Consider the following 10,307-nt stretch of genomic DNA (forward strand, 5'->3'; position numbering starts at 1 on the left):
CGGGTAGAACAGAGTAATCCCGAAACGATCTGCCTGCGAAATCTTTTCATTAATCGTATCTTGACGATGCAGCTCATCGCCACTACGGTCATCCCAAGTCTCTTTGATTAAATTTCGGCGGTTGGAGGTGGCATAAATCAAAACATTATCAGGTCGAACTTCGATTCCACCGTCAATCAGCGACTTTAATATTTTATAATCTGCTTCAAATTCTTCAAAAGACAGATCATCAATAAATAAGATACACTTTTTCCCCCATTGCCGCAGCATGGACAAAATATCAGGAATATCTTTAAAGTCGTTTTTTGAAATCTCAACCAATCTAAGACCTTTCTCAACATACTGATTGGCAACTGCCTTAACTGACGACGACTTACCAGTACCTCTGGCCCCCACCAATAACACATTGTTAGCTGGCCTTCCCTGAATAAAAGCCTCAGTATTACGGATAAGCTCAGCTTTTTGATAATCATAGCCAATAATATCACACAATTTTACCGGATCAGTGTGTTCAATACCCACTAATTCCCGTTGTCGACCATCCCATTTAAACGCACTATATCCAGCTAGTTTGCCACAACCATTGTGACGATAATATTTTCCTAGCGCTATAGCCACCTCCAAAGGTGTATAGTTTTTTTCAACATCAAAAAACAAATCTCTGAGCACAGCTAAATTCCGATATTTTCCCACTTTTAAAGCCTGATTGCCTGTAGCAGGCCGATAATCGTTAATAATGGACTGAACGCCATCGGAAAATGGTGCATGTCTCACTGCCAGCAATAGCTGTTTTAATATTCTTATGTCGTGGACAACTGCCTTGAGCAAACTGCTTTCAGTCTTAACGTCCATCTTCTCAGCAGTGCTGCTGAAGGTATTGTGATCACATCCGATCAGTCCTAACAAATAGTTTTCTGGAATATACCCCGGCACTCCTGTTGTTTCAGCCCAATCAATCAGGTAAGCAGCCAGCGCGTATTCGTCACATTCTTCTCGCGCATCCCCGTGTAACGCTACTATTCCTTTCACCACACCATCGTTTAACAAATTACGGAACAGTAATAACCGGTTAAGCTCACTACAAACCTCGACCACAACAACCCCTCCTGCTAATAACAAAACAAAAACACCCCTGTTGCATAGGTAAACTATACAACAGGGGGCAGAAAATACTGGTTTACCACCTGTCTTGCACGCTACTGCCCATGACCAGGTGTTTTTAAAAAACTAACGACCTGTTACGGTGCTGTGAAATCCCGCCACAAAATGCACTATGCTTCGCCTACATTATCCCAAAACTTCACAATACTGTCAACAATCATGTTGCAAATGATTTACAAACTGTGTTTATTGTTGTTAGAATTTCGTCCACAAGGTAAACCACAGCTTTTATTGCATATTTTTGCCGGATGCCGTCCTGATAGTCCCATTTTTTCTCTGATATCGTACAAAGTTTCAATCTGGGCAGACGATAATTCAACCGGGTTTCCTAGTTGTAGGGACAAAAAAGTTAGCTTGGCATAAAATTCGACCGACTCCAGTTTGTGATACGCAGTAGTCAAGCTGTCTCCCCAAGCAAGGGCGCCATGATTAGCTAACAGCACAGCATCAAAATGTTCCAAATAAGGAGCCACTGCAGCAGGAACCTCGCTGGTAGACGGAGTGCCATAGTCAGCTACCGGCACACATCCCAGCGAAACAACAGCCTCAGCAATAATCGGTTTATTCAATGGAGTTCTGGCAATAGCAAATGTGGTAGCATAGGGCGGATGTGCATGAACAACGGCACGAACGTCAGGACGTTCCTGATAGACTTTAAGGTGCATCTTAAGCTCTGATGACGGCCGCCAACTGCCTTGACCCGCAATAATATTGCCTTCCATATCAACAGTCAATAACATGTCAGGCGTCATAAAACCTTTGCTTACCCCTGTCGGTGTAGTAAGAACTTCACCCGTATTCAGTCGAACACTAATATTGCCATCATTAGCCGCAACAAAGCCACTCTCATACATTCGTTTACCAATTTGACATATCGCAAGTTTAAGTTCATTCTCTGTCATGGCTGTGACTCCTACTGTGGTCGCACTTTACCAGTCATATGTTCTATAATAATTTTAATTACCACGGTCTTGTCCTTACTCTTTTGAATATATTCTTTACCCTCAGCCAAATGGTCGGATGCATATTTGTGTATTAGTCCAAGCAAGGCCTCTTCCTTTTCCTGCCCCTGTACAATTGTCGCTTGCCCGAAGGCAACTACACTTTCATAGCTTGTTGTAAACTTTTCGGGCAATAATTTTTTTTGTCCGACAACGCAAAACGACACATTATTATTCGCTGTGATATTGTCAAGTTTATGGCCAGCATTGGCACAGTGAAAATAAATACATCCATCCTTATAAAAATAATTAAGCGGAACACCATAAGAATAACCTGCGGTGTTTACTGTCGACAAAACCCCGTATTCACCTTTTTCCAAAATTTCAATAGTCTTTTCCATGCTGGTTTGCCGTTCTATTCGTCGCATAACTGGAAACATAGTCTCACCTGACTTTCATCTTATTGGTATATTACTATACCAAATAAGACGGAAAAGGTAAATATATCCTTCCTACAAATTCGCCACTGGCGCCAGCTTTTTGTAGGTAAACAATAGCTACGTGATTATACATTACGTCGATTACCACGCCTGCGATGCATAGCGACTGTCTTAGTTATGGAGATAGCCGATTTCCTTGGTGCATTCTGATTTGACGCCGCAGGTCGAAACATCAGGTAATATGCCAATTTTCTTTTGAAACCCAACCGTTCTAGTGCCACTTGTTTGCCAGGATCGTCACTATAAATCGTTGTACTGATAATTCCTTGACCAAAGTGTTCGCTCACAAGCTGAATAGCTTTAACCAGTAGTCCTTGGCGTAATGATTCATATTCAGGATGCAACGTAAGACTGATTACGTGGCTGTTTACCTTGAGATAACTATTGACACTTAACCAGGCAACTAATTTGCCGTCTTGTTCAATAACATAGTCATGTTTTTGTTTGCGCATGAGATAATTTTTCGCCCATTCCAAGTGTCTGACCATCATACTGGGATCGAATTCCTGATATGTCCGTTTAATGACTTGGCGCAAATTACATGGCACCGATTCCAGATATAAATTAAATAATTTTCTGCGGTCTAGACTGGTGAGCTTTTTAAATTCCGGCAAACTCTCAGCTTGCGGCAATACATACTCACTATCCGGCCGTAACTGGTAATGCAGGATTTGGGTCATCGCTTGAAAACCCAACCGTTTGTAGAGATTGTATGCCCTGTTACCTTCACGTACTTCTAGAACAACATCCAAATGATGAACATCTGTTACCTGAGAAAATAACTTAGTCAGAACCCATTTACCTAAGCCTTGTCCCCGGTACTCTTTGCTGAAAGCAATGTAATCAATATGCAGTTGGGTAGAGTTCAAATAAGATACCTGGAGAAAACCTGCTAATTTGTCATTAATTTTTATTACATAAATGTTAAAATGGTTTTTAATCCACACCGAAAACCTGCTTAACGGATTTAGAAGATAATAAAATTGTCTCGCACGACGGATACGACGCTTTACCTGGTCAATATCTACTTCGTCGGCAAACGCGCTGGTAAATAAATTCTCCAATTGACCAAGATCGGCGCGTTGGACTTTTTCAAATACTAATTTATCAAATGGTTTTTCCGGCATACACTTCTCTCTCCAATAACAGTTTTCGGTTGCTTATTGGTAGTATTGTTCGTAACCCCACTTTTTATCAGCCACACCCTCCTAAACCTGCCATTTGCTGTTTGCTTCCATATTTTCATTATGGTAAAATTGTTATAATTAACGATACTACCTAGTTGTAGGAGGATAACTATGGTTTGTCAAAAATGCAATACAGACATTCCGGCTGGCGAAGAAGTAACTTATCGAGGACAGAGGTTATGTGAAGATTGTTATGTAGAATTGCTCGAACCGCCGCGTAGTTGTGATGTAGCTGCCGTGTATAGCGCCAAGTCTTTCCGAAAAGCAGCTGGTCAGCAAGGTACCGACGGCCTAACCGATTTGCAAAAATCCCTTTACCATTACGTCCAAACCGAAGGACCAGTTACGCATGAGCAAATCATGCAGAAACTCGGCATATCCCGGTTACAGCTTGAGAAAAATTTTGCCATCCTGCGGCATTGCGAACTATTGCGAGCTTTTCGCGAAAATGGCCAGGTGTTTATCACGGTCTGGACTGAAGGCGGGCCTGGAGAACTAAAGTTAACTGACCACTAACATGCAGGCTGCTAATATTCAGGTATTTATGTCCAAAAGAGTGTAACTGCACATTATATTGACATAAACAAACGAGATTGCTCTATGCAAGTACTTGCTTGACAATCTCGTTTTATTTTACCTAAAAATCCTGCAGTTGTTTCTTGTCATCCGTATGTGAATAAAAGCTCACCCTCCATCGGACGAGCTTGCGTACAAGCATTTTTGTTAACCGAAAACGCTTCGCCACTATAGCTAAAAACTGTACTGGACTGTACTTACAGCAACAATAGACTGACAGCCATGAGCAGCATCCCTGACACTAAGCCAAACATTTCACTATGGCCTGTACCTGATTCGCGGGCCATCGGCAGCAATTCATCCAGCGATATATATACCATAATTCCAGCTACTGCCGCAAAAGTAACTCCCAAAACCATTTCATTAAAAAACGATTTTAAAATCAAATATCCGGCTATCCCGCCAATAGGTTCTGCCAGGCCAGATAACAACGAATATCCAAGGGCTTGAAGGGTATTTCCTGTAGCATAGTAGATGGGTAGAGCCACCGACATACCCTCGGGAATATTATGAATTGCAATCGCGGCTGCTAATGATACACCTAAAGTCGGATCGTCCAAAGCCCCAATGAAGGTAGCCAAACCCTCAGGAAAATTATGCAATGCAATGGCAAAAGCAGTAAATAGACCCATCCGCTGCAACTTTTCTGTCGCTGTTGACTGGGCTGACGGCGCAGTGTTCACATTCACCTCATGATAACTCATGTGTTCAGGCACCAATCTGTCAAGCAATATGGATAGAAATATGCCGCCAAAAAAACTGACAACCGTTATCCACTTGCCCATAGGGTCACCCATATTAACTACTAAAGAAACCTCTGCTTGACGCAAAAGCTCCACAAAAGATACATAAATCATTACGCCGGCAGAAAAACCTAGTCCAACAGATAATAGTCTGGCATTGTTCTGTTTTACAAGAAGAGCTAATACCCCTCCCAAACCTGTTGACAACCCGGCTATTAACGTTAATATACATGCTATAAGTACATTGTCGCTCATATCCTCACCGCCATTCCTACCGAATGTGTTTCGATTAAGTAGAGAAAGTAAGTAGCGGCTAATAAATCGGCGACACCGCCGGGACTAATATTTCTGGCAATAAAGGTTTCATCCAAGGCAGCAATTTGCGCTCTGCCAGTATCAGACATCATTCCGCCACAAGCCATTATCCCCTTTGCCTGTTGTTGTACAGCAAGCAACACTTCCATGTCATGGCGATTTAAAATCGTAGTATCTTCAACAACCGTCATTAAACTCATTAGCGTATGTACCAAAGCATCATTTAAAGACAACCCCGCAGCCAGTGCCTGTTTTAATACCGGCAGACCATATTCCCGAACGCTAGGTATCCCTGCTTCTACTTCACCGCGAATCCCTGTAACACCATAACGCAGATATAGTTTTTCACCAGCTGTCAATTTTGCTGATTGATCTGTCGCCAATCCTGCAAGTTCTCTCGCTACAATACCTTGGGTCATCACAGCAACCGTATCTAAAATTTGTTCGGCGGTAACAGCCGCCGCTTGGTTTCTGATAGTATAGGCAGCGGCAGCAGCCAAAATACCTAACAAAAACAGCAATCCTTTTTGGGTATTCACGCCTTTGGTAGCTTCCAACATCTGCTGCTCACCGTCTTTGCCAATATACCGCAGTATGGGCAATAATTCTGTCGGTAGCCCATTATGCTGGTACCCGGCGGCAGCACAGCGGAACATACTGCCAGCCAGTGCACTGCTGCTCATCAGAAACGTGAAAAAATCCATATCCTGGTGTGCCCCTGCATTATCCCGATCAACCAATCCTGGAGCCGGCGTACAGGCGGCTTCCATTAACATGGCTTCTATAGCCCATGAGCCTATATTCCAAACTACTTTGGGCCAGGGATTGACCGCCACTGCGGCAAACGCTGTCAATCTGGCCTGAACATTATGCTTAATTTCTTCACTGCTATGCTTGTTTGAACGGCGACATATGACTGCCGGCTCACCGCACAGAAAACAGGTACGTTCCGTATGCCCCAAAGCGCTACGGGAAAGTTGCCTTCCGTCTGCCGCAAACACATCTATATCAAACAGCCTGGCATGAAAACCAGATTCTTCGATCGTAATACAGGACAGCTTAATATCATCCGGGTTACCGTCCACAACAAGTACAGCTACCGGCCCTGTTGGCCAATAGACAAACCGCTCTTCCAAAATAGCGTAGCTGTTGTCCTGGGCAACAGTCCTAAAACAATCGACTGCCGTTCGCAACAGTTGTCGGATCACCGGACTGTCTTTAACAGCCCCGGGAATATTAGCAGTAAAACTAACTATCGGTAATTGATAACGACCGCGCAGTTCAGTCTGAAGATTAGCCAAGCGTTCTTTTGCTTCTAATACGTCTGCTAGCGTTATTTGTTGCAACTGCCCCACTCCCTATTTCAAACAATTTTTCAGGCTTCTACAAAATCTAAATTCATTAACGGTTGATGCCAAGATTGATGTATGTTGGTGGCTGATGAGAACTAAATTTACTTTAAGTGAGCCTTTTCCACGTTTTGTTAAATGTTATGTCGTATTTCCACTTTAGAAGTAAAATGCTATTATATGATCAGACGAAATAAAAAATGCATAAACGTATATACATTACATGAAACAAGGTGAATCCATGTACAAACAAGCTTTATCTATTTTTATCCTAGCCACAGTTGGCGGTGTGTTGTTTAACCTGCTGCATATACCTTTGCCCTGGACGTTAGGCCCACTGATTATAACTCTTATTTGGAAAACTGGTTTAAAAAAAGCTGTTTATTGGCCAAGAAAACTACGCAATATCGGCATGATTGTCTTAGGATATATGATGGGCAGCCCTTTTACTCCTACAGTTGGCAAACAAGTGCTGTTGCAATTACCCCTTATGCTGACAATGACAACATCACTGATTGCCCTTTGTCTAGGTACAGGTTATTTGGCAGGAAAGTATACCAAAATTGGCCTAGCTAACTCCCTGATTGGCAGCCTCCCGGGAGGGTTGTCCCAAATGTCGGTTATCTGCGAAGAAACCAAAGGAACTAATGCTTCCATTGTTACTCTTATGCAGACCGTTAGGGTACTTACCGTCGTATTTGTTATTCCCTTTCTGGCACTGCATGGCATTGCCGAACAAATTAATCCGGCTACCAGTCAGCGAGTGACGCCCATGGGAAGCGAACAACTTCCATTACTGGCCCTCTTTCTCCTAGTAATTGTAACCCTAATCAAGCTAGGCAACTGGGCAAAATTATCCAACGTATATGTTCTCGCACCAGTCCTAGGAACAGCGGCTTTAGTCTTAGCTGGCATAGAGGCACCGGTTTTACCTTCCTCAGTTATAGCCTTAGCCCAGATTTTCGTGGGTATTCGTATGGGGTATGATGTTGACTTTAAGAATTTAACCAATTGGAAAACCATTGCTTTCGTCAATCTTATTACTGTACTTACAATAATTGTCGTGCTGTTAGGCATTTCTTACGGCTTTTCCCTGGTATATCCTATGTCGTTTGTAACTGCATTTATCAGCATGGCCCCAGGCGGTATGTCGGAGATGGGGTTAACTGCCATGTCAGCCAACGCCGATTTAGCCACCGTGATTGCCTTTCAATTATTTCGGTTGCTATTTATTTTACTCGTTGGTGTCCCTGTTACCAAATGGTTATTGCAAAAAAGCCAGGCTCACCAGGATTAACCAAGTTTGCGCTCTATATCCCTTAATCGGGCCAAAAACTTTTCTACTTTGCCGACTTCTCCAATTACCTCATATTCATACAGCCATCCAGCCGCCTCACTACGATTTTCCACAAATCGCACATCTACCAGACTTTCATCTCCTAAAATAGCAGCACGCCGAGGCTCCACGGGAGTAATAACATTTTCGGTTGTTTTTACAATTTTACGCAATATATAACCTCACTTGCCTACATTTATTTTGCTTTCTATCCTATTATACAAGACTGTCTAGCACCAGTCACCCTTTAACTATATTTCTCTTGACTTTTTTTAAGTTTCATATTACATTGTTGGTGTCAAAACCCCAAAACGGGTTAAACTAGGACAAAGTGGTGGTTACAATATGTCAGAAAGAATGACCTTGCAAGATGTTCTAAGGGAATATGGCATTCCCCTCGCAACCCTCAACGTAACAGCATCCCATCAAGACTGCTTAGCTCTCCGCGAACGCCTGATGGCCATTCGCGATCTCAGCCAAGGCAAAGAACAAGGTTACTTGGAAGTAGCCTGTACCTTTTATATTGATGTCCATGATATTGATCGCTACTTATCTGGAGAGCTGCCTACTTTAGCCGAAATATACACTTTCCCTGAAGATGTAAAAACCTACAAGGAGGAGTAAGCAACTAATGAAAAGATTATTATTACTAACTTTTGTCTTTATGTTTGCATTTCATGCTGTAAGTTTTGCAGCCATCGGTGGTTCTAAAAGCATGAAAGCCCCATCTATGAAACCCCCCACAACCCAATCCGCCCCGACTAAAAACAACACCACTAGCAACTATAAACCATCCGCCCCAGCGCAAAGCTATAGTGAAAAAGCGCCAACGCCTGCAGCTAAACCAAATTCCCAAACCTCTCAGCCTGCACAACAAGCTAATACTGGTAGCGGGTTTCTGCGTACTGCCGGACTTCTCGGCGGTGGCATGCTGCTAGGCAGTATGCTTGGCAGCCTATTCGGCTTTGGTGAAGCAGGTATGTTTGCCAGCATAATGGGCATGTTATTCAATGTCATCTTACTTGCTGCGATATTTATGGTCGGACGTTTTCTGTGGGATAAGTTCAAAAATAGGAATACCAACGATAATAGAACCCATCGCTAATAAAAACAGGGATGCAATAAGACTGCATCCCTGTTTTGTTTTATACGGCTAATCTACGTTTTGTCCCAGATGAATTTGAGCCGAAACTTGTTTTGCTTTTTCATTCGTTACAGAATTATCCTGTACAGTACCTTCTGACTGCTGCGTCGTTTTCTGTTTGCCTTGCTGGATTTGGGCTTCAATTCTTTTTGTAATATTTTTTTGGTATATTGTAGACATGAATTATATTATATAATATAATTAAACTCACATTTTAAATTAATATTTAAAAAGCCAGAATAGAAATGCTAGGAAAGTAGGTGAATACAACGAACGTAAAAATATGCACAGAAAAGCCAACTGTTAATAAAATTATTGAAGCTGCTGTTCCTTTGTTTGCAACGAAAGGTTTAGCGGCTGTCTCAGTTAAGGAGTTGGCTGATGCTGCAGGCGTAAATATTGCACTAATTTCTTATTATTTCGGTGGCAAAGAGAATTTGTATGCTTATATACTGGAAAAGCAGTTAGCCATACTTGAAAACATAATTGATGTTATCAGTAAAGAAGATATTTCTCCGGTTATGAAGATTAGACGTTTTGCTACTATGTTGCTTGTGGCCTATAAAGAAAGCCCCTACATAGATCGTCTTTTTTTTGTTGAAATTTTCAACCCAACCAAATATTTTGATAGCACAGTAAAAGCCGCAGCAAATCGTCTTCACATTTTTTTGAAGGGCTGTATTATGGATGCAGTGAGCAAAGGCGAATTCCGCGCTGATATTGAGCCGAACTTTGCAGCTGTGTCGCTCATGAAAATATTAAATGTATCATTTACGTCGCAGCATTTTTGCAAAGATCTGCTGCCAAACACAGAAGACATTGCTGAGCAATATATATCACAGGCACTTGAAATCTATTTACATGGTGTATTAGCTAAATAATTTCATACCTAACGGGAGGAGAACACTATGGTTAATCGAAAAAGCATTATCTGGCTGGCTGTATTACTTTTATTGGTAACAGCAGGCTGCAGCAAACAACAAACTGCCCGTCCACCACAGGAAGTCGCAGTCAAGGCTATGCAGGTTATTCAGCAGGATACACCTGTTACATAC

The 10,307-nt window shown here is 42.2% G+C and carries 12 protein-coding genes; 5 read left to right on the forward strand and 7 right to left on the reverse strand.

The genetic code is table 11. The features are described 5' to 3' along the window. The 4 genes from AC29Z1_RS04830 to AC29Z1_RS04845 form a co-directional block, all read right to left on the reverse strand. The coding region (locus tag AC29Z1_RS04830) for an ATP-binding protein (protein ID WP_488270322.1) at positions 1–1,095 on the reverse strand (1,095 nt) is incomplete at its 3' end. Between the two features lie 239 nt (positions 1,096–1,334). Continuing rightward, positions 1,335–2,063 carry a class II aldolase/adducin family protein gene (locus AC29Z1_RS04835; protein WP_488270323.1) on the reverse strand — a complete coding sequence of 243 codons (729 nt, stop codon included), beginning with the start codon at positions 2,061–2,063 and terminating at the stop codon, positions 1,335–1,337. Positions 2,064–2,074: 11 nt separating this feature from the next. Continuing rightward, entirely contained in the window at positions 2,075–2,530 is a 456-nt protein-coding gene (locus AC29Z1_RS04840; protein ID WP_488270324.1) for a pyridoxamine 5'-phosphate oxidase family protein, read from the reverse strand. Between the two features lie 137 nt (positions 2,531–2,667). Further along, positions 2,668–3,729, reverse strand: a complete 1,062-nt coding sequence (locus tag AC29Z1_RS04845) for a GNAT family N-acetyltransferase (RefSeq protein ID WP_488270325.1) — start codon at positions 3,727–3,729, stop codon at positions 2,668–2,670. Positions 3,730–3,900: 171 nt separating this feature from the next. Here AC29Z1_RS04845 and AC29Z1_RS04850 point away from each other — a divergent pair, with 171 nt between their 5' ends. Beyond that, a complete protein-coding gene (locus AC29Z1_RS04850) occupies positions 3,901–4,305 on the forward strand; it encodes a hypothetical protein (protein ID WP_488270326.1) in 405 nt (134 codons plus the stop codon). Between the two features lie 257 nt (positions 4,306–4,562). On the opposite strand, the gene zupT is transcribed toward AC29Z1_RS04850, so the two are convergent. Together zupT and citG are read right to left on the reverse strand one after the other, a co-directional pair. Continuing rightward, positions 4,563–5,363: a zinc transporter ZupT gene (gene zupT / locus AC29Z1_RS04855; RefSeq protein ID WP_488270327.1), complete on the reverse strand. Its 801-nt coding sequence runs from the start codon at positions 5,361–5,363 to the stop codon at positions 4,563–4,565. After that, entirely contained in the window at positions 5,360–6,769 is a 1,410-nt protein-coding gene (gene citG / locus AC29Z1_RS04860) for a triphosphoribosyl-dephospho-CoA synthase CitG (protein ID WP_488270328.1), read from the reverse strand. The genes zupT and citG overlap by 4 nt, the downstream gene beginning before the upstream one ends. Positions 6,770–6,995: 226 nt before the next feature. On the opposite strand from citG, the gene AC29Z1_RS04865 reads away from it, so the two are divergent. After that, complete coding sequence (locus AC29Z1_RS04865; RefSeq protein WP_488270329.1) at positions 6,996–8,069, forward strand: AbrB family transcriptional regulator; 1,074 nt, start codon at positions 6,996–6,998, stop codon at positions 8,067–8,069. Here AC29Z1_RS04865 and AC29Z1_RS04870 read toward each other — a convergent pair. Next, positions 8,066–8,281 (reverse strand): hypothetical protein, encoded by a 216-nt coding sequence (locus tag AC29Z1_RS04870; RefSeq protein ID WP_488270330.1) that lies wholly within the window; start codon positions 8,279–8,281, stop codon positions 8,066–8,068. The genes AC29Z1_RS04865 and AC29Z1_RS04870 overlap by 4 nt on opposite strands. Positions 8,282–8,453: 172 nt before the next feature. On the opposite strand from AC29Z1_RS04870, the gene AC29Z1_RS04875 reads away from it, so the two are divergent. From AC29Z1_RS04875 to AC29Z1_RS04885, 3 genes are all read left to right on the forward strand, one after another. Next, the gene (locus tag AC29Z1_RS04875; RefSeq protein WP_488270331.1) at positions 8,454–8,732 is read left to right on the forward strand and encodes a hypothetical protein; all 279 of its coding nucleotides are present in this window, start codon (positions 8,454–8,456) and stop codon (positions 8,730–8,732) included. Positions 8,733–8,739: 7 nt separating this feature from the next. Continuing rightward, on the forward strand, positions 8,740–9,213 hold the full coding sequence (locus tag AC29Z1_RS04880) for a hypothetical protein (protein WP_488270332.1): 474 nt from the start codon (positions 8,740–8,742) through the stop codon (positions 9,211–9,213). A 299-nt stretch (positions 9,214–9,512) separates the two neighbouring features. Next, complete coding sequence (locus tag AC29Z1_RS04885; RefSeq protein WP_488270333.1) at positions 9,513–10,133, forward strand: TetR/AcrR family transcriptional regulator; 621 nt, start codon at positions 9,513–9,515, stop codon at positions 10,131–10,133. The last annotated feature ends 174 nt before the right edge of the window (positions 10,134–10,307 follow it).

Source organism: Sporomusa sp., assembly GCF_057736855.1.